This window comes from Burkholderia sp. RF7-non_BP4 (assembly GCF_001521935.1).
GTDB lineage: Bacteria > Pseudomonadota > Gammaproteobacteria > Burkholderiales > Burkholderiaceae > Burkholderia > Burkholderia diffusa.
The window spans coordinates 1-19,901 of sequence record NZ_LOTA01000040.1 but is presented as its reverse complement, the minus strand read 5'-3'; the positions used below and the strand labels follow the sequence as shown (position 1 = coordinate 19,901).

Genomic DNA, 19,901 nt, shown 5'->3' with positions numbered 1-19,901 from the left:
AGATTGAACGTCGCTCGAATTTCATTCATCATCGGCAGAAAACTCCGGCCGTTCAATTGCGTTGCGCCATGCACGCATGAAATCGCGGCTGACCGATTCGTACACTTCGCTGGAAATCGACTGGTCCCGGTACAAATGCTCGACACGATCGCGTCCCGCGTTCAGCGCGACGAGCAGCAACATACGTCGCTCGAGTTTGCGGGTGTAGTGGCCGAAATCCCCTCGCATCTCGGTGATTGCGTGTTCGGTTCTGTCCATGCGGCCATGTAGGATTGCCGACAGCGTCTTGGTCGTTTCGGGACCGAGTAGCGGTTGAAGACTTGTTTCGGTATAGCGATGTAGTTGTTCCAGCACGGCGCGCCGGCATATTAGCAATTCGAAACGGTTCTGGAGCGCGCAAGAGAAAGGCCAGCTTAATTTCAACCACGAATGGATCCACCGTGCGGCCCGATAGCTCCATCGGATCTGCAGAATTTGTGCCGCCGCCTGCCGATACGCGGCGCGCCCGCCGCGCCGGACGGCTTCCGTCATCGCGGCTGCGTTCGCGATCATGCGATCCAGGTTTTCTACTGCGACGATTCCGTTGCCGTATCGAGGTATGAGATCGCCTTCCCTGCGTGCAAGAGCGAGCAAGCCGGCCGTCAGACGGTCTTCGTCGGTCGTTGCGACGTCGTCAGAGCGCAAGAAGTTATCGAGCGATGTGCTGTCGTGATAGGCATCGATCGCATCGCATGCGAGATTCGGGTCGATCCGGAGAGATCGCGCTGAAGCCCGCACGAGCGCGTCGATTTCCGCCCCGGCAATGCCAACGGCGCGTTCCTGCAGCGCCATGTCTTGCGGCGAGAGGTGATCGAGCCCGAGGAAGCGGATCAGGGGGCGAAGCGTCGATCCGTTAACGGCCAGCGAGAAGAGGACGAAGCCGGTTGCCAGCACCGAAACAAGGCGACGTGTGGGTTCAGGCAACGCCGCGTTGCCCTCGATACCCAGTGCGAGGATGATGGTGACTGCTCCGCGTAAGCCACCCCAGGTGATCACGAGCCTGAAGGAACGCGTGACGGCGTTGCTTAACCCTAGTCGGGACACCGAGGGAAACACGCCAAACAGTACCGCGAGTCGTGCGGCGAGTGCAGCGATGATGATTGCCCCGAGCGCCAGGGCGTCAGACGCCCGGGCGGCTCTCAGCAGACCGGGCACGCGGATCGTCGCGAGGAGGAATACAAGCGTGCCGGCGATTCCAGCCACCTGCTCCCACATGAGTTGCAAATGCGACCAATTGCGCGGTGTGAGGCGAGCCCGCCCAAGCCCACTGATCACGAGTCCCGCCGTCACGACAGCCACGACGCCAGAGACATGGAAGAACTCGTTGCCGAGAATATAGAGCGGGTATGGCACCGCAAGGGTCAGCGTGAGCTCGGCCTTCCCTTCGCCGCCAAGGTGAACGAGTCCCCAGGCAAGCATGCGTCCCACGACCATGCCCAGTATCGCGCCGCCGCCGAATTCAGTGGCAAAAATCTGCGATATCTCCGCTACCGTCCGTGAGACCGAATCGGCACTGCGGGACGCCTCGAGCAGGACGGTGGCAATCGAAATCGCGGCAGCATCGTTTAGTAAGCTCTCACCTTCGACGAGCCGTACGAGCCGACTAGGTGCCGTCACGCTGCGGAATACGGCAAGGACCGCCGATGCGTCGGTCGTTGCGATGATCGCACCCAGCAAAAGACCGTCCCTGGCCGGCACGTTTGTGGTCCATGACGCGACGAAACCAATCGACACGGTTGCGACGAACACGCCGATGATCGCGAGAATCAGGATCGGCAGCCAGTCGCCTAGCATCTCGCGAATCTCGACGCTCAACGCCGCCTGGAATAGCAGCGGCGGCAGAAACAGCGTCAGGCACATGTCCGCTGATAGCGGCCATGCGACGACCGGGTCGACAAATGCCAGCGCCGGCTCCGGAAGCCACGCGTGCATCGCGAGAAATAGCGCTCCGAACAGAATGCCGACGAACGACACCACGAATGTCTGTGGAAGCGAGAACGCGACGCTTGCCGCCTGGACGACACCGGTGACCGCGATGAGCATCGCGCCGAGCAGCAGAATCTCTGTCGACATCATCGGCCGCGCCGAATAGCGCGGCATCTTCTTTCGCGCGGGCAGACCGCAAGCCAAGGCGACAACGGGCCGCGTTCGCTTTCCGTCGCGTTGCGTGTGTCGATCTCCATGATTCGAATTCCTCGGGTTCAGGTCAATGTGACGGCTGGTTGCGGCCATTTGACGACGACAACACTTTATTCGGCGAGCGCCGGTGGCTTTTCAGGAATCGCACGAAATCAGCGATTCACTCTCGCTGCTGCAGTCGCTCGGTGGACACCACCGTGCGAATTCGAAAACGCGCTGGGAACTGCGAGAGCACAGTGTCAGAAACGCATCGACATGCTTCCGTGTCAACGGGGACGCGGCGCCAGCATGCGTCGGGGCGGGCCGCGGCGATCGTATCGGCTATCGAGGGTCGCAGTTGCCGTGATTTCTGTACTGACCGGAGTGAATGATGAAAACATCGAAATGGATCGCAGGAGCGGTTGTAGCCGCGTCGCTCGCATGCGGCGCGACGCTTGCCGACGCGCAAGTCGCCGGCACGCAGGTGGTCGGCGTGAGCATCGAACAGGCGAGCCTCGTGGTGAACGGATGGAGTGCGAAGAAGAGTCTGCTGGGCAAAGTCATCTACAACGATCGCGGTGAGAAGGTCGGCGTACTGCACGACATCATCGTCACACCCGACGACGCCGTTTCGTTCGCGATCGTCGCGGCACACCAGTTCCTTGGTGTGTCAGCGCACGATGTTGCCGTGCCGATCACGCAGATCGACTTCATCGGCGGCAAGCTCGTCTGGGCCGGCGCGACGCGGAATGCGCTCAAAGCCATGCCCGTATTTCAGTATTCGAAAGTGAGAGCGACGCCGATCGCACGCACGGAATACGCACATCACTGATGCGGAAGCAGAGGTTCTCGCAGCGATATTTTTGAAGCGTAAGAAGCAAGCGATTTCGGCGATGCGCCCCGTGAACGCTGTCGCAGCGATACCGCTCCGGGTCGCAAGGCGCCCGCCGGACGGCCCCAGTTACTTCAACAGAGCGACGAGCTCACAAGGGGCTTCGCGGCGCTCTGCCGCCGGCAACTTTATTGCGCGACGCACAACCTCATAAGTTCACTCGAGTTTCGCACCACCGTTCTATCGACGAAGGCCTACGACGTGACATCTTTCCGTTGAAAGGTAATGACCCTGTTTTGGCCTGCGGCTTGCGGCCGCAAGATATGCCATCTATATATATGACTAATTGACTCGTACCACGGCAGCCGTGTGGTATGCGGCGGGATGCACCAGCAAGTCGGAATAACGGGATGCCGGACAGGGATTCAACATGGACGAGAGTGTGTCAGTCACACCGATTTGTTCCGGTACCTGGTATTCGAACGTACTGCGCTCGCTCGCGCGTCCCTGCGGCAGGCAGGCGCTGGCGATGATCGTGTGCTGCGCCGCACTGAGCGGCCAGGGCGCCGGAATTGCGGCGGAGCCCGGTGTGACCGACAGTACGATCCGCCTGGGTATGGTCAACGCGCAATCCGGCAATTCTGCAGGCCTCGGACACGGGTTGTTGATCGGCGCTCAAGCCGTATTCGACGACGCGAACGCTCACGGCGGTGTGCACGGGCGGAAGATCGACCTCGTCGTCGCCGACGATCGCTACGAGCCCGAGCGGACGGTGGACACGACGCTGGAAATGATCGATCGCGGCAACGTCCTCGCGCTGTTCGGTTACGTCGGCACGCCGACAACCACCGCGGTGCTGCCAATGATCCGGGACGCCGGCATTCCGCTCATCGGTACGTTTAGCGGCGCGATGGCGCTGCGCAGGCCGGTCATTCCGGAGGTCTTCAACATCCGGGCGAGCTATGACGACGAGACGCGCGTGCTGGTCGATCACTTGATTGCCCACGACCGCGCGAGGCGTTTTGCAGTGTTCTACCAGGACGACGGCTTCGGGCTAGCGGTGCTGGCCGGCACCCAGCTCGCGCTGCACCGCCACGGCCTCGACGTCGTCGCCACCGGTACGTTCCGTCGCGGCACGACGGCAGTCGAGACGGGTCTCGCAGCCATACTCGACGCGCGGCCGGACGTCGTCATCATGGTCGGCCCGTATACGCCGGTCGCCGCATTCATTCGCGCAGCGCACCGCGAAGGCCTCACGGCCCGTCTCGCGGCAGTGTCGTTCGTCGGCCCCGACGACCTGTTGCGCCTGATCGGCGACGAAGGGAACGGCATGCTGATTTCGCAGGTCGTGCCGCTGCCGCAGAGCGAGCGCCCCGTGGTCCGGGACTGCGCACGGCTGATCGCGCAGCGCTTTCCGGACGAACACATTGGCGTGGTGCACATCGAGGGCTGCCTTGATGCGAAGGTCGCGCTGATCGGACTGGAACGGGCGGGACCGGCACCCACCCGGGCAACGCTGAAGCAGGCGCTCGAATCGATCCGGCGTCTCGATCTCGGCGGCCTGGTGGCCAATCTAAGCACCGACGATCACCAGGCGCTGAACGACGTGTTCCTCACCGAAATCGCGCACGGCCGCGTCACGCCGCTGGACGGGCCGGCCAGATGAGCGGCTGGGCGGCCGCGCGCGGGCCGCCCGATCCTGGAGGGCTGCATGGACATCAAGGCTAAGCTCGTCGCCAGCACCAGCCTGATGCTGCTGGGTGTGGTGGCGATTTCCGTGACGAGCCTGATCGCGGTGCACGGCATTGCGTCGGGTGTGCGCACGCTGACGACGGAATCGCTGCCGCTGCAGGTGCGCAGCAACGAGTTGCAGCGCGCATACGCGGAGCTTGCGCTGGACTTCGGCCGGCTTGAGCGCGCGCAGGACGCATTGGAGCGCGAGCAGGCGTCGTCGGAGATCGAAACGCAATTGCAGCGGATCGCACGCGTGACGGCGGCCGTGCGCGCGATCGACGGGCACGGCGTCGACGTGCCGTCCACCGGCTTGAGGACGATGCTCGCGTCGATGAACGAAGGCGTCGACAAGCGGCTGCGCGGCGACGCGCAACTCGCCGCCGAACGCCGGCTGATCGAACGCGTCCAGGCACAAGGCGATGCGCTGCTGAACGCGATCGGCAAGCAGGTCGACCGGCTGGACAGCGACGCCGATGCCGCCGTGAGCGGCGCACTGGAGGCCAATACCGCGTACAACCGCACGATTCATGCGCTCGACGAGGCGCGCATGGACGTCAAGGAGATCATCGCCGTCGCCGGCCGCGTCGACGTCGCGCCGAACCGGTACCGGCTCGCGCCGCTGCGCGAGCGCATGCAGGCGTCCATCGACGGTGCGCGCAAGGCGCTCGCAATCGCGGCGCCGCATCTCGACGCGGCCGCGGCCCAGAGCCTGACGAACGCGCTCACCCGGGTGGCGGACGACATCCTCGACGGCAAGGTCGGCCTCGTCGCGCTGCGTGCCGGTATGTTCGCGGATCCGTCCGTGGCGGCGCGCTACCGTGGGCATGAAGACCGCGTGCTGCAATCGCTCGATGCGCTGGACGCGAAGCTGGCGGAGATCGCGGACCCGTTCGCGCTTCGGATCGTCAACGCGCGGCAGCGCCTCGACGAAGCGATCGCATTCCGGCAGCGCGCCGCGCGGATCGCGTCGCTGTCGGCCGCCGTGAACGGCGGCATCAACACGCTGGCGTTCGACCTGCGCATGATCGCGCAAGGCGAAAGTCCTGACCGCCTGAAGCGCGCCGACGACGAGCTGCGAAGGAATATCGGCGCGCTGACCGCATCCGCCGGCGCGCTGCGCGATGCACTTGTCGCGGACGGGCCGCGCAATGCCAAGCGCGCAGAGGGCGTGATCGGACTGACCACGGAGTTGGCGGGATCCGCGCACCGTATCCTGGCGGTGAAGTCCGACATGCTGTCCAACGACGTCGCCATGCAGAGCATCGTCGCCGATGTCGACACGACGGCCAATCGCCTCGCAGCGTATACGGAACAGGAGGCGGTGCGCGTCGACCTTCAGCAGCGCGGGATCGTATCGGACGTCTACCGGGCCGTGGCAACCGCGATCGTGATGATCGTGGGGGTATCGTTCTTGCTGGCGATCGGCGGACTGGTGATCAGCCATCGGCTCGGCACGTCGATCTCCGGACCTCTGTCGAGCCTGACGCGCACGATGGCACGCATTCGCAGCGGCAGCGACCTGTCGCTTCGGATGCCTCATCAGGGCAGCGACGAAGTCGCGGCGCTGATCGCCGGCTTCAACATGATGCTCGATGAAATCGAGCGCCGCGACGTCGACCTGCAGGCAGCGATCGCGACGGCCGAAGCCGCGAATTCGGCGAAATCCGAGTTTCTCGCGAGGATGAGCCACGAGATCCGCACGCCGATGAACGGCGTGCTCGGCATGACCGAACTGCTGCAGCGGACGCGGCTGACGTCGAAGCAGCGCAAGTTCGTCGATACCGTGTACCGGTCCGGCCAGACGCTGCTCGTCATCATCGACGACATTCTCGACTTCTCGAAGATCGAGGTCGGCAAGCTGACGCTCGAACGCATCGATTTCAACCTGCATCAACTGCTCGACGACGTCGTCGCGCTGATGGAGCCCAATGCACGACGCAAGGAACTGGCGCTCGTGTTCAATCGCGCCGACTCGGTCCCGGAATGGATGCGCGGCGACCCGGTCCGGGTGCGGCAGATCCTGACGAACCTGCTCAGCAACGCGATCAAGTTCACGGAACGCGGGCACGTCGAGTTGAACGTATCGTATGTGGACGACGGCCGCATCGTGTTCGCGATCGCCGATAGCGGGATCGGCATCGCGCCGGAGGTGTCCGCGGAATTGTTCCAGCCGTTCCAGCAGGCAGACAGCTCGATCGCGCGCAAGTATGGCGGAACCGGGCTTGGGCTCGTCATTTCGCGCCAGCTGGCCGAGATGATGGGCGGCACGCTCACGCTCGAATCGACGCCCGGCAAGGGCTCGGTGTTTACCGTGACGATGCGATACGAACCGGTGTCCGGCGTGGTGGGCGTCGCACCATTCGCGAGGCCGTCGCTCGCTGGGCTGAAGGTGCTGATCGTCGACGACAGCGAGACCGATCGCAGCGTGCTGCTCGAACACGCGATCGAATGGCAGCTGTGCGTCGCCACGGCGATCGGCGGCGACGACGCGCTCGCGCAGCTGCGGGCCGCAGTCGCCGACGGCGCGCCGTTCGACCTCGCGATCGTCGACGTGCGGATGCCGGGGATGGACGGCATCTCGCTCGTGCAGCACATCCGCCACGATCCGTCGCTGCGTGCGCTCAGGATCATCACACTGACCGCGTTCGAGATGATGGACAGCGTGCAGGTCGCGCACGAGCTCGACATCGCCGCGCGGCTGACGAAGCCGCTGCACGGCGCCAACCTTCACGCGGCGATCGCATCGGCGATGCACGTGATGCCGCCGCGGCTGCCGGCGGCCGTGCCGGGCGCCGATGGTGTCGATGGTGTCGATGGCATCGCGTCGGCCGACGACCGGCGGCTCGATGCGATCGCGGCACGGGTGCTGCTGGTCGAGGACAACGCGGTCAACCAGCAGATCGCGCTGGCGATGCTGGAGGACACCGATTACGAAGTCGCCGTGGCCGACGACGGCGAGCAGGCACTCGAGCGGCTCGCGCACGACGCATTCGACGTGGTGCTGATGGACTGCCAGATGCCGCGGCTGGACGGCTTCGAGGCGACGCGGCGGCTGCGTCGGCGCGAAACGGACACCGGTTCGCCGCGCGTGCCGGTCATCGCGCTGACGGCGAACGCGCTGAGCGGCGACCGCGAGCGCTGTCTCGCCGCCGGCATGGACGACTATCTGGCTAAGCCATTCCGCCGCGACGCGCTGTTGCACACGCTCGCGCGCCACGTTCGCGGCAACGCGTGCGTGCCGGCCGCTGCATGCGAAGAGACGGTAAGCCGTGCCGAAATCGAACCGAGTCCCGCTACCGCGGCTGGGGCGGCGGCAGCGAGCGCGGGTGACGACGCGGACGTAATCGACCGCAAGGCGCTCGATGCATTGCGCGCGCTCCAGCGGCCGGGCCGCCCCGACGTGCTGACCCGGATCATCGATCAATTCACGCTGGATGCGCCGCGCCTGATCGGTGACATGCGCGCGGCCGTCGCAGCGGGCGACGCCGATGCGCTGAAGCTGGCCGCCCATACGTTGAAATCGAGCAGCGCGAACGTGGGCGCCCATCTGCTGTCGGCCCGCTGCCGGGAGATCGAGCGTCTCGCGCGCGCGGCCGACGTGCCAGCCGCGGCGCCGCTCGTGGCCGGCACGGATGAGGAATTCGAGCACGCGCATGCGGCGCTGGTCGCCGAGCGCGTGACCGGTTGAAGCTCGAACGGTCGCCAGCCGATCGCCGCGGCGATCGCGCAGCGGACCAAACAGGAGGACGGTCGTGAACCAGGACAATGCCGATGTGCCGGCGATTCTGATCATCGATGACGATGCGATGACGCGCCTGCTGGTCGTCGAAACGCTGGAGCCCGAAGGCTTTCGCGTCGAGGAAGCGACGGGGCCGGACGAGGGCATCGCCGCGTTCCTGCGTCATCGCCCCGCGGTCGTGCTGCTCGATGTCGAAATGCCCGGCGGCGACGGCTTCGACTGCTGCCGCGCATTGCGCGCGTTGCCGGAAGGCCGTCGCGTGCCGATCGTCATGCTGACCGGCAACGACGACGACGCATCGATCGCCCGTGCGTTCGACGCCGGCGCGACCGATTTCGTATCGAAGCCGATGCGCTGGAAGCTGCTGGGCTACCGGATCCGGTATTTGCTGCGCGCGGCAGCCGCCGTCGAAAAGCTGGCGACCACCGAGGTCGGGCTCACGCATGCGCAGGCGCTCGCGCACTTGGGCAACTGGGAGTACCAGGCCGGGCGGACCGACGGATACTGGTCGCCGGAGTTGTTCAGGATCCTCGGGCTCGACCCCACGCGCACGCCGCCCACGTTCGAACGTCTGCTGCAGGCGGTGCCGACCGACGAGCAGCCGCTGCTCGTGCAGTCGTATACAAGCCTGCGCACCGAAGGCGTCGCGTTCTCGCTCGAGCATCGGCTGATTCACCCGGACGGCACCGAGCGCCATGTGCTGCACCTCGCGGAGGCCGGGCGCGATCCGAACCACGCGATCATCCTGCGCGGCATCGTGCAGGACATCACCGAGCGCAAGGCGCAGCAGGGGCGCATCGAATATCTCGCCAACCACGATGCGTTGACCGGCCTGCCGAATCGCAACCTCCTCAGCGACCGGATGGAGCAGGCGATGTCGCAGGCGCGGCGCACGGGGCAACTGATCGCGGTGATGGTGCTCGACCTCGACCGTTTCAAGCACGTCAACGACAGCTTCGGCCATTCGGTCGGCGACGGTCTGCTGCGGGTGGTCGCCGCGCGCTTGAAGAGTTCGGTGCGCGATGGCGACACGGTCGCGCGGCTCGGTGGCGACGAGTTCGTCGTGATGCTGGTCAACCTGTCGACGCCGTCGGACGCGGATGCGATCGCGCGCAAGGTTCTCGACACCTTCATTGCGCCGTTCGTGCTCAACGGACACGATCTGCACGTGTCGACCAGCGTCGGCGTCAGTCTGTGTCCGACCGACGGCACGGACGCGGAGACGCTGCTGAAAACGGCCGACGCCGCGCTGTATTGCGCGAAGGAGCACGGGCGCAACTGCTACAGCTTCTATACGCGCGAAATGGGTGCTCGAGTGGAAGAGCATGCCGTCCTCGAAAACGCGCTGCACCAGGCCGTCGTGAACGACGAACTCGAGCTGTACTACCAGCCGAAGGTCGATCTGAAGACGGGGCAGATCAGCGGGGTCGAGGCGCTAATTCGCTGGCGACGGCCGGGAATCGGCATCATCCCGCCTGACCGCTTCATCCCGATCGCTGAAGAAACCGGGCTGATCTTGCCGATCGGCGAGTGGGTGTTGCGCACAGCGTGCGCGCAGGCCGTCGCGTGGCATCGGGACGGCCATCCGCCGATCCGCATCGCGGTCAACCTGTCGGCGCGCCAGTTCCGACAGCAAGACGTGGCCGACATGGTGCGCAGGACGCTTAAGGATACCGGGTTGGAACCGGCATCGCTCGAACTCGAGCTGACCGAAAGCGTGTTGATGCAGGACTGCAATGCGATCGCGCACACACTGCGCGAACTGAAGGCACTCGGCGTCGTGCTGTCGCTGGACGATTTCGGCACCGGTTATTCGAGCCTGTCCTATCTGAAGGACTTGCCGATCGATGTCGTGAAGATCGACCGGTCGTTCCTCAGCGACGTCACGACCAGCGCGGAAGGCGCGTCGCTGACGCGATCGATCATCGCGATGGCGGAGTCGCTACACATGGAGACGGTCGCCGAAGGTGTCGAGACCGAAGCGCAGCTCTCGTTCCTGAACCGGCACCGCTGCCATGCGATGCAGGGCTACTACTTCAGCCATCCGGTGACCGGTGACGAAATCGCCGACATGCTGTCGGCCGGCTCGGAGTTGCCCGAACACTGCCGGCAGCGCGAGCTGCTGCGCCGGACGCTGCTGCTGGTTGACGGCGATCGTGCGACGCTGCAGATGTTCAGGCAGGCGCTGGGCCGCGACGGCTACGAGATCCTCGCGACCACCGATCCCGACGAGGCGCTCGACCTGCTCGCGCGGCATCGCGTCGGCGTGATCGTGTCCGACTTCCGCATGCCGAGCGTGTCGGGGATCGACCTGCTGCAGCGCGTGAAGGCGCTGTACCCGGACGTCGTACGCATTCTGCTGTCGAGTTACGGCGAGGGGCAATCGATCGCCAACGCGCCCGGTGACGGCTCGGTCCAGAAGCTGCTGATCAAGCCGTGGGACGTCGAGCTGCTGCGCAAGCACATTGCCGAGTCGTTCCAGCGGTTCGAGCACACGTCGCTGAGACTGGCGGACCCCGGCGTGACGCGCCTCGGCAGTCGCCCGTCTCCGCTGCGGTCTCTCAACGTGGCGGATTCGCGCGATGGCCTTTGACGGGAAGCCGCCGCGCCCCGCCCGCGAACGGATGCGTTCCTGCTGAGAAGGTTCGCCGAAAACTCGTTAACGCGAAGGCCCTTTTTACCGCGGGCTGCTCGACTACGGTGCCGGGAGCAATATGGAGGTTGGATACCGATGACGTATGAATTTCGAGGGAGTAAATAGATGAACAGATAGTTGCATATTGGTTGTCTTACTCAAAATGTTTGCACTGCTTAGATGTTCGACTCCACCTGACTTTTGTACAATCGCGAGCGAGGGCCAGACAGCAAGCTGTCGAGGCAAACATCAATAAAACGAGTGAGAGAATCGATGGCGATCCAACCCGACGGGCGCGGGGAGGTGGCCGCGCGCGATGTCTATGACGCGATCCTCCGGGGCACCGTGCAACACGAGCGGTTGCTCAAGATCGACACACCCTTAGGGCCGAATGCCCTGGTGGTGCAGCGGGCTATCGGCCGTTCGACGCTCGGCCGGGAATACGTTTTCACGCTCGACGTGGTGTCGACAGACGGCACGATCGAACTGAAGAAGCTCATTGCCCAACCCGTTACGCTCTGGATCCTGCAGGCCAACGGGGGGTATCGTCCGATTCACGGCTATGTCTATACCGCGCGTCGGTTGGGTGCCGATGGCGGTTTCACGACATACCAGATCACGCTGCAGGCGTGGATGTATCTCCTGAAATTCCGGCGCGACCAACGAATCTGGATCGACAGAACGGTCGAGGACATCGTGTCCGACGTGCTGAATCAGCACCCGGAGGCGCGCGGCCGGTTCCGCTTCACGTTATCGCGGCCGACGCCGAATCGCTCATACACTCGGCAGAGCGAAACCGACTGGAACTTCGTGCACCGTCTGCTCGAGAGCGAGGGGCTGTACGGTTACTGGGAACAGGCCGACGACGGCAAATCGCACACGCTGGTGATCACAGACCGGTTGAACACACTCCCCACGCTCTCGCCGAAAGCGATATCGTTCTGTCGTTCGAGCACGAGAAACGAAGTCGAAGCGTTTACGCAATGGTCCGCGACGCGGTCGCTGCAAAGCGTCACGCTGACTACGCGAACCTTCGACTATAAGAACCCAACCGTTCGCACGCACGCAAAGGGGACGTCGGTACAGACTGCCAGAGATCAAGGTGCGTTGCCGAACCAGCTCGAAGTCTACGAGTACTCCGGGGCATATACGTATCTCGAGCAGCAACGCGGAGACATGCTGTCGCGCATTCGCATCGAAGAGTGGGAATCGCGTGCGAAGCGCTTCCATGGAGTCGGCAGTGTCCGTGCGATCGACGCCGGCCGGCGTTTCGAGCTGGCGGATCACCCGGCGCATGCAGGCGATAGTATTGACCAGCGCGAATTCGCGACGATTGCTGTGTCGTGGTGGATCGAGAACAACCTGCCTGTCAGTTCCAAATCGAATTTCCCGCACAGCCTGCGCGAAGAGATCGCCAATGCGCGTGCGAACCGATCGACGGACGTTGCACACCCGATGCCGCATGCCGACGAGGGTTCTGGCTTCTTCCTCGTCGAGGTTGAATCGCAGCGGGTGAGCGTTCCGTACCGCAGTCCGTTCGAGCACGAGAAGCCGGTGATGCACCTGGAGACCGCGATGGTCGTCGGCCCGCCGGGCGAGGAGGTCTACACCGACGAGCTGAACCGGATCCGCGTCCAGTTCATCTGGGATCGCGTGAACCCGGGCAATCAAGGTGCGTCGTGCTGGGTGCGCGCGGTGCAGGCCGACTCGGGAGGCGGCTACGGGGGAGTGCACATTCCGCGAATCGGCGAAGAAGTCCTGATCGATCACATTGGCGGCGATTGCGACAGACCGCTGGCGATGGGCCGCGTCTACAACGGCGCGGTTCGGCCGCATTGGCACAGCAACGGGTTATTGTCGGGATACCGATCGAAAGAGTATTCGGGCGCCGGGTTCAACCAGCTCGTGATGGACGATTCGACCGCGCAGGGCCGGGTGCAATTGATGAGCAGCGTCGGCGGCAGCGTCCTGCACCTGGGCTACTTGATTGATCAGCAAGGGAACGCGCGAGGAGCCTTCCTCGGGAGGGGCTTCGACTTGCGCACTGATGCGTATGGCGCAGTGCGTGCGTCGAGCGGTGTGTACATCACCACGCACCCAAAATCAGCGACGAGCCAGCCGCTCGACGTGCGCGAGACTCAGCAGCAACTCGTCAGCGCGGAGAGTCTGGTGGACTCGATGTCGGAAGTAGCGGCGCAGCATCAAGCCGAATCGCTCGCGGCGGGTCGAGAGGCCCTGCACACGTTCGTCGACGCGACTCAAGGCAGCGCGACCGGTGCGGGGTCAGGCGGACGTACCGCGGGCGGGGGCACGGGAGCAGCGGGTATATTCAAGGCGCCGGTGTTGCTTTTCGGCAGTCCGGCCGGAATCGCCCTGTCGACGCAGCAGTCCACGCACGTGGCTTCCGACATGCACATGAACTTGGTGAGTGGACAGAGCACCCACATCGCTGCCGGAAAATCGCTGATCGCGAGCGTCGCGAACAAGCTCAGTCTATTCGTACAGAACGCAGGCATGAAGCTCTTTGCCGCGAAGGGACGGGTCGAGATTCAAGCGCAGGATTCCGACATCGACGTAGTGGCGCAAAAGGCGGTCAAGATCCTATCGTCGATGGACAAGATCGAGGTCGCTGCGGCGAAGGAGATCTTGCTGACATCGGGCGGGGCATACATTCGTCTGCGCGACGGCAACATCGAGCTCCATGCGCCTGGCAGGATCGACGTCAAAGGTGCGCAGCACAGCTTCAGTGGCCCGACGAGTCAATCCTATGCGATGCCGCAGTTCAAGCCTTCATATCAGGCGAAATACATTCTCCAGAGCCTAGTGGACGGCATGCCGATGATGCAACACCCCTATGAGCTCAAATTACCGTCTGGTCGAACCGTACTTGGGCGAACCAACGATCTGGGCGAGACCATTCCCGTGTACACGCCAACGTCGCAAGACGTCAATCTTCGTGCGCTTGAACAAGATAAGGTGAAGATCGAACCGTGGAAATTCGCCGGCGGCGGGCAACCGGATATCTGGGCCGACTACATGGACGACACCTCAGAATCGTAAGCATTCGGGAGAGAGATGATGGGTGGCACACTACAGCCGGCAGGTTCAACCTGTACGACGATCAACGAGGATCCGGCGTACGCTCGGCTTCCGCCAATCACGAAGGGATACCTGCAGGAGAAGGTTGAATTCGCACTCAAGATGCCGAAGATCGTCTACGTGCGCCTACCGGATGGCACGACGACAGTCAATCTGCTCAAACAGGTGGCGATGACTGCCGCGATACGGCGCGACGAAGTACCCGCCCGGTTCTATTTTCCATACAAGGCGGAGGTGAGCTTTGATATGTCTCCGTGGTACGCGTCCGGGCGCGTCATTGCCCCGATACCATTTCTCAGTGCCGACGTATCCGAGGGCCCTGGACGCCGGCATAGCCTGAATCCATGGCCGAAAGGGCGGGTGATCGGGATGCTTCGGCGTCCGGACGTGATCATCGTAAAGAATCCAGCCGATCGCTGGCCAGGCCGCGGTACCGTCGATTTGACCGGCGGCACGCACGTCGACAACATGCTGCGGCTCGTTGAGGTCAAGTTCCCGGGCGATACCTGGGGCGTGGGACAGGAACGCGACTACCAGGGCATTGCCGGGGACTTCATCAACCGAATGACGGTGATTGACGTAGCGGATTGCAATCGCGAACTCGAGAAGGTGCGTGAATGGGCGTTGAAAAACGTCCCTGCACCGGAATCGCAGCGCGAACAGGAGCGACTGCGAGCGCCGATCCGGACTACGATTCCGGTCGCCGAACCGGTGTGGTACGAGGAGTGGTGGTCCTGGGCACGACGACACGGCGAAGAAGCGGCCGATGCGATCGGAAATGAAATTGCGCCGCTCTGGGATGCAGCCAGTCGTGGTTTTAGTTATCTCTCGGAGGAAACCAAGGCATTTCTGCATAATCATGCACCTTGGGTGTTCACCGCCGGTCGGTGGATCGCAGACAAGGCCTCCGATGCATGGGTTTGGATCGACGAGAAAGGCCATGAAGTTTACCGCTACACGACGGCACAATTGAAGACCGGCTGGGACGAGATCGTCCGACAAACCGACCTGACGTGGGAGGTCCTGACGTCGATCGATTGGGCTCAAGTCGGGATGACCATCGTCAAGGCAATCGTGGTCATCGTGGTTGTCGTGGCGGCGGTCGCTATTGCAATCGTGTTGGCGGAGGCACTCCTTGCAATCCTCGCGGCATTGATTGCAATTGTTGCCGCCGGAGCGGAAGCTGCGGCTGCTCTGGCCGTCGCACTGGGAATTACCGAAACTGCGGCCGGCGTAGGCGCTCTCGGTCTTGCCGCGGCGGCCAGGTGACCGACGGACATGGAAGAATGAGATTTCAGGAAATGACGATGGCTGATCATGACTCGAAAACCGTTTTGACGCCCTCGCAGGCGCTTGCACGATACCGGGAGGAACTGAGTTTGCGGCTTCCCGATAACCGTATGGTCGTCTTGCCCGGTGTACTCGGCACGGTGTATTTCGAGCGTGGATCGCAACCGGAGGTACGGCAGGCAATCCTTGAGTGCTTCGATCGCTTTGAAACGCTGTTCGGCGCGCACCTGATCGGGGGGAAAGACGAAGATCTCGGCAAATTCACGAAGCGAAGCAGTAAAGGCGTCGAGAAAATCCGACGCGCGATTCTTGACACACCCTCGTTCAAGGACGTCAGCGTCGTTCGATCCAGCGCAGCGGACCAGGATACCGCGGCCGAATACCAGATCAGCGTGCTGACCGGCCTGGCCATGCCTACCGAATATGTTTCGCCGACCGGCCGACTGCGGATTCCCAAGGGGGTCGAGTCGGGGCTGTCGTATTTGAAATTCAACGTGCCGGTGGATCTCGTCGGTACAGCCGACGGAATCGCCCAGTATGAGGATTTCCTGCGGTACGTCTGCGAGCGCCTCGTTGTGCGATATGGCTACGGCGGGCTGGCGCCGATCCTGCCATACAGCTATCACCGCTACATGCCGCAGGAATGGGCTCTTGCCGAACGATTCAGCGGTCTCGAGATCGACAGTACGGCGCACCTCGGCACCCAAAATTGCGACCCGAGCTCCTATGAAGGAGACAGCCGCGACGACCCGACCGCGGTATATCGATATCTGCATCCCGGCGCACATGTGCATCGCTGGGGCTTCATCAAAAGCGTGAACTGGTACACGGTTCTCGGTGAACTGTTTGTGGATCGCCTCGGCGGCGACGCCGAGATTCGTAGAAAACTGGATCGCGCTGACATCCATGTCGAACGCGTGAACTCGTGCCTGCTCATTCGAGCCGGCGATTTTCCGCGCCTCGGCGCGCCGGAGGAGGGGCTGCCCGAACCATACGTTTTCGTGAACAGCGTCCTGCGCGTTCTGCGGAATCCGAAGCCGGATGCCTTGCACACGTACATCCCGGACTTACCAAGCGCCGATACCGGGAATGCGCGTGCGTGGGTTGCGCGTTTCGATCTGCCCGATGCACAGCCTATTCCCGAGCCGCCGCAGATCGTGCCGACTGCGACGAGTGGCGGTCTCCATCACAAAAGTGTCCCCGGTGGCAACCCGTGTCCGGCGGCCGGCTGGTGGCAAACGCCTGCGGAGGCAGGGAGCCGTCGTCACTTCGAGGCGGGCGAAATCATGCCAGTGGTAGAGGGCAGTGCATGGGGCAAGACGTACTGGAACTGGTCGCCGAATCAGGAATGAGAGAACGGCACGCTGAATCTCGATAGCGTTCGAATCGGAAGCGGTCGGCCTGCCATACGCCGTAGACAGTGAGTAGCGCAGCGCCGACTGCGTCCTTCAGAAACTTCTCCAGCAGATCAGGCCAGAGGATGACGTTGACTTGGCCCGTCTCGTCCTCGAGCACTGCGGCGGCCAGCCAAAGCGCGGCACGCCGGGTGCCATCGGCGAGCGTTCGTAGCGCGTTGGCGCGCGCGAGCACCTGCAGGTCGTGGCGATCGTATTCGATGTACGACGAGCTGCTCGATGACCGAAACAGGTTGGCAAACCGACTTGCCAAGCGCCACGATCAGTCGACAGGTAACAGTCAGTGAGTTCGGCGAGGCGAAGTTCGGGTCTTGCAGTCGCTGACGAACGATTGAAACTCTTACGGCGCTCAGACGCGGATGGGATGGGTATGTAACGGATCTTTGCGATTGTCTAGATTGGCTTAGCTTCTACGAGATCGACGACCGGATCGTACTGGCGGCCGAATTCGCGTCCGCCCTGGCCGCGCGCGCCGACGACGTGGAGCGAGGCCGGAAGGGCGAGCAGTGCGAATGACCGGATTCGTTTCATTGTTGGATTCCCCGTTGGTCGATAGGTCTGACGGGTCGGTAAACGATACAGACGGCGCGTCGAGGGAACCAACAAATTGTCGAATCGTTATGAGGCGCGGCGGTGATGGATGCGTGCGCAACCGTCCGGCAACACGCGCGCCGGACGCTCACGCATCGCGCCGGCGTGATGCATTCCTGAGCACGAGCGCCATCAGCTGCCGGCGCGAATCGACGCCGAGCTTCGCGAACGCGCGCTTCGCGTAGGTATCGACGGTGGACGTCTTGAGGCCCATCGACTGCGCGATCGCCGCCGAGGTCATGCCCTGGATGAACGATGCACACACGTGCATCTCGCGCGCGGTCAGCCGTTCCTGCAGTTCCGGTAGCCATTGCGCGACGAGGTCGAGATCGAGTTCGTCGCGCGGCGCTTCGTCCGCGCAGGCCGCGCCGAGCAGCCGCTTATGCGCGGACGCCATCGGCAGCACGACCTGCGACAGCTGCTTCAGCAGGCTCAGCTCCTTCAGCGAAAACGGCGGTAGCCGCCGCGAACGCGCGACCGAAATCGAGTAGCGCGTGCCGCCCGTCACGCCCGCGATTACGCATTCGTCGTGAATGTCGCCCGCGTCGAAGAACAGGTGCCGCAGCTCGCTCGCGACCCGCTGCGACGACACCTGAAGCAGCTGCGTGTCGCTTTCGCTGTCGATGGCCGCATATGTGACGTCCTCGCTCGCGTAGCTACGGTAGTAATGACGCATCACCTGCGCGACGAGCTCGGGCTCGCGGCCGAAGCTGCCGATCCAGCCGACGCTGCGCCTGCCCGACGCCGCACCGCGTTCGTAATCGAGATGCACGGCGTCGAAATCGACGTAGCGCACGAGCGTGTCGTACACGGCGCGCATGAACTGCGGGGTCCCGATCGCTTGCGCGATGTCGCCGAGCGTATCGGTCACGAATGCGACATGGCTCAGCGGGAGATCGGGGGCGGAAAGCGCAGCGCTCATGGCGTCGGGTGTCGAAGAAATCGGGTGGACTACAGGTATCACGAAAATTTTCGACTGCCTACGCGGGAATCTACCCAAACGGCCCCGAACGACGATGACGTTTGTCCCGGTTTTCGGGACTGACGATACGAGCCGCGATCTCTACATTGCCCCTTGTGCTGAACACCGCCTGATGGCGTCACGGCCGATATCCATCACAAGGAGAATCCCCATGCGTATTCGTTTCCGTCGTCGCGCGGCCTTGCGCGCCGCGCTTGCCACGTCGGTGGCGCTGGCCGCTACGGCCAGCCAGCCTGCCCGTGCGGGCGATGCCAACCTGAACGTGTACAACTGGTCGGAATACGTCGCGAAGGACACGGTGTCCGGCTTCGAGAAGCAGACGGGCATCAAGGTGCGCTACGACAGTTACGACAGCGACGACACGCTGCAGACCAAGTTGCTCGCGGGCAGCTCGGGCTACGACATCGTCGTGCCGACGTCGAACTATCTCGCCCAGCAAATCCAGGCCGGCGTGTACCAGAAGCTCGACAAATCGAAGCTGCCGAATCTTGCGAACCTCGACCCGGTGTTGATGAAGATGATCGCGAAGGCCGATCCGGGCAATCAGTACGGCGTACCGTGGGCGTGGGGCACCACGGGCATCGGGTACAACGTGGAGGCGGTGAAGAAGCGGCTCGGCGACGCCGCGCCCACCGACAGCTGGGCGCTGCTGTTCGATCCCGCGAACGCGGCGAAGCTGAAGGGGTGCGGCATTTCGTTGCTCGACGCGCCGGATGCCGCGTTCGCGGCCGCGCTGCAGTACATGGGCAGGGACCCGGAAAGCAAGAACCCGGCGGACTACCAGGCCGCGTACGACGTGCTGAAGAAGATCCGTCCGTACGTGACACAGTTCAGCTCGGCGGGCTACGCGGACGACCTCGCGAACAACGACGTGTGCGTCGTGCTCGGCTGGTCCGGCGACGTCAGCGTCGCACGGCGCCGCACGCTGGATGCGAAGCGTTCGTACGAGATCCGCTACGTGAATCCGAAGGAAGGCGGGCTGCTGTGGTTCGACGTGATGGCGATCCCGAAGGATGCGCCGCACCCCGAAGCCGCGCTGAAGTGGATCAACTATATCGAGGAGCCGAAGACCAACGCGGCGATCACGAACGAGATCTTCTATCCGAGTGCGAACAAGGCCGCGAAAGCGTTCGTGACGCCTGCAATCGCACAGGATTCGGGCGTCTACCTGTCCGACGCCGCAATCGCGAAGACGTCGCTCGCGATGCCGCGCAGTGCCGACATCGCTCGAATGCAGAACCGCCTGTGGCTGCAGCTGAAGTCGGGCGGTTGAGGGCGACGATCATGAACCATATCGTATCCGCCGGGCCGGCCGCGGCCGGTCATCGCAGCCAGCCTGCGCACGACACATTCGTGCGCATCGAAAACGTCGTGAAGAAGTTCGGCGACAGCACGGCCGTCGACAACGTCAACCTGACGATCGCGAA

Annotated in this window: 10 protein-coding genes and 2 pseudogenes; 9 read left to right on the top strand and 3 right to left on the bottom strand. The window is 63.4% G+C overall.

Annotated elements, in window-relative coordinates; all coding sequences use genetic code 11:
• Positions 1–21 precede the first annotated feature (21 nt).
• The gene (locus tag WS49_RS16745) at positions 22–2,139 is read right to left on the bottom strand and encodes a cation:proton antiporter (protein ID WP_179949284.1); all 2,118 of its coding nucleotides are present in this window, start codon (positions 2,137–2,139) and stop codon (positions 22–24) included.
• Positions 2,140–2,548: 409 nt separating this feature from the next.
• Here WS49_RS16745 and WS49_RS16740 point away from each other — a divergent pair, with 409 nt between their 5' ends.
• From WS49_RS16740 to WS49_RS16710, 7 genes are all read left to right on the top strand, one after another.
• A complete protein-coding gene (locus tag WS49_RS16740) occupies positions 2,549–2,989 on the top strand; it encodes a PRC-barrel domain-containing protein (protein WP_059530875.1) in 441 nt (146 codons plus the stop codon).
• Between the two features lie 430 nt (positions 2,990–3,419).
• Complete coding sequence (locus WS49_RS16735; RefSeq protein ID WP_059530643.1) at positions 3,420–4,655, top strand: ABC transporter substrate-binding protein; 1,236 nt, start codon at positions 3,420–3,422, stop codon at positions 4,653–4,655.
• 45 nt (positions 4,656–4,700) lie between these two features.
• Positions 4,701–8,411: a hybrid sensor histidine kinase/response regulator gene (locus tag WS49_RS16730; RefSeq protein ID WP_059530640.1), complete on the top strand. Its 3,711-nt coding sequence runs from the start codon at positions 4,701–4,703 to the stop codon at positions 8,409–8,411.
• A gap of 64 nt (positions 8,412–8,475) precedes the next feature.
• Positions 8,476–11,055 carry an EAL domain-containing protein gene (locus WS49_RS16725; RefSeq protein ID WP_059530637.1) on the top strand — a complete coding sequence of 860 codons (2,580 nt, stop codon included), beginning with the start codon at positions 8,476–8,478 and terminating at the stop codon, positions 11,053–11,055.
• A gap of 345 nt (positions 11,056–11,400) precedes the next feature.
• The gene (locus WS49_RS16720; protein ID WP_373557195.1) at positions 11,401–14,157 is read left to right on the top strand and encodes a type VI secretion system Vgr family protein; all 2,757 of its coding nucleotides are present in this window, start codon (positions 11,401–11,403) and stop codon (positions 14,155–14,157) included.
• A gap of 18 nt (positions 14,158–14,175) precedes the next feature.
• The gene (locus WS49_RS16715) at positions 14,176–15,465 is read left to right on the top strand and encodes a VRR-NUC domain-containing protein (RefSeq protein ID WP_059530872.1); all 1,290 of its coding nucleotides are present in this window, start codon (positions 14,176–14,178) and stop codon (positions 15,463–15,465) included.
• A gap of 38 nt (positions 15,466–15,503) precedes the next feature.
• Positions 15,504–16,838 (top strand): type VI immunity family protein, encoded by a 1,335-nt coding sequence (locus tag WS49_RS16710; RefSeq protein WP_059691042.1) that lies wholly within the window; start codon positions 15,504–15,506, stop codon positions 16,836–16,838.
• A gap of 43 nt (positions 16,839–16,881) precedes the next feature.
• Here the strand turns inward: WS49_RS16710 and WS49_RS36070 are convergent.
• A pseudogene (locus tag WS49_RS36070) lies at positions 16,882–17,094 on the bottom strand (hypothetical protein); the annotation flags it as partial.
• Positions 17,095–17,580: 486 nt separating this feature from the next.
• Positions 17,581–18,414: a helix-turn-helix transcriptional regulator gene (locus tag WS49_RS16705; RefSeq protein ID WP_059530627.1), complete on the bottom strand. Its 834-nt coding sequence runs from the start codon at positions 18,412–18,414 to the stop codon at positions 17,581–17,583.
• A gap of 211 nt (positions 18,415–18,625) precedes the next feature.
• Here WS49_RS16705 and WS49_RS16700 point away from each other — a divergent pair, with 211 nt between their 5' ends.
• Positions 18,626–19,747, top strand: a complete 1,122-nt coding sequence (locus WS49_RS16700) for a polyamine ABC transporter substrate-binding protein (protein WP_059530624.1) — start codon at positions 18,626–18,628, stop codon at positions 19,745–19,747.
• An 11-nt stretch (positions 19,748–19,758) separates the two neighbouring features.
• Positions 19,759–19,901 (top strand): annotated as a pseudogene (locus tag WS49_RS35055) (polyamine ABC transporter ATP-binding protein); the annotation flags it as partial.

Excerpts from the sequence above, each read along its gene's own strand:
- WS49_RS16745 (WP_179949284.1), bottom strand. The coding sequence starts at position 2,139 with ATGCCGCGCTATTCGGCGCGGCCGATGATGTCGACAGAGATTCTGCTG.
- WS49_RS16740 (WP_059530875.1), top strand. The coding sequence starts at position 2,549 with ATGAAAACATCGAAATGGATCGCAGGAGCGGTTGTAGCCGCGTCGCTC.
- WS49_RS16735 (WP_059530643.1), top strand. The coding sequence starts at position 3,420 with ATGGACGAGAGTGTGTCAGTCACACCGATTTGTTCCGGTACCTGGTAT.
- WS49_RS16730 (WP_059530640.1), top strand. The coding sequence starts at position 4,701 with ATGGACATCAAGGCTAAGCTCGTCGCCAGCACCAGCCTGATGCTGCTG.
- WS49_RS16715 (WP_059530872.1), top strand. The coding sequence starts at position 14,176 with ATGGGTGGCACACTACAGCCGGCAGGTTCAACCTGTACGACGATCAAC.
- WS49_RS16710 (WP_059691042.1), top strand. The coding sequence starts at position 15,504 with ATGGCTGATCATGACTCGAAAACCGTTTTGACGCCCTCGCAGGCGCTT.
- WS49_RS16705 (WP_059530627.1), bottom strand. The coding sequence starts at position 18,414 with ATGAGCGCTGCGCTTTCCGCCCCCGATCTCCCGCTGAGCCATGTCGCA.
- WS49_RS16700 (WP_059530624.1), top strand. The coding sequence starts at position 18,626 with ATGCGTATTCGTTTCCGTCGTCGCGCGGCCTTGCGCGCCGCGCTTGCC.